A 565-nucleotide genomic window follows, 5' to 3' on the forward strand; every position below is an offset into this window, starting at 1 on the left:
CAAGCTCGCTCCCACAGGGGAAACGTTTCACTCGGCCTGGATCGCTTCGAAGCGCTGCTGCCCCGGCTCACGGCGAATCATCCGCTTCATCTTCCATTCAAACGCCAGCGTCAGGCTCACCGCCGCGCACGCCAGCCCGAGGGCCAGGCCCCACCAGACGCCGGTGGGCCCCCAATGCAAATGGAACGCCATCCACCACGCCGCTGGCGCGCCAATCAGCCAATAGCAACCCAGGCCCACCAGGAACGTGGTCTTGGCGTCTTTCAATCCACGGATGCAACCCATGGCAATGGTTTGCGTGCCGTCGAACAGTTCGAACCAGGCCGCCACGGCCAGCAGGCTCACCGCCAGGTTGATCACTTCACGGAACGCCGGGTCATCGTGGTCCAGGAATAATCCGATCAGTTGATGGGGTAGCAACCAGAAGACCATGGCGAACGCCAGCATCGCCGCCGCGCCGAAGCCAATCCCGACTCGCCCGGCCAGTCGCGCCATTGGCAGTTGGCCAGCGCCGTAGTGCTGGCCGATACGCATGGTGATGGCGTAGGACATGCCCGCCGGCACC

Annotated in this window: 1 protein-coding gene; it reads right to left on the reverse strand. The window is 64.2% G+C overall.

Annotated elements, in window-relative coordinates; genetic code table 11:
- Nucleotides 1-27: 27 nt before the first annotated feature.
- Nucleotides 28-565, reverse strand: a 538-nt coding sequence (locus tag OC610_RS28610) for an MATE family efflux transporter (protein ID WP_264433130.1), incomplete at its 5' end; no start/stop codon positions are given.

The sequence above is a fragment of the Pseudomonas agronomica genome (assembly GCF_025917275.1).
Lineage (GTDB): Bacteria > Pseudomonadota > Gammaproteobacteria > Pseudomonadales > Pseudomonadaceae > Aquipseudomonas > Aquipseudomonas agronomica.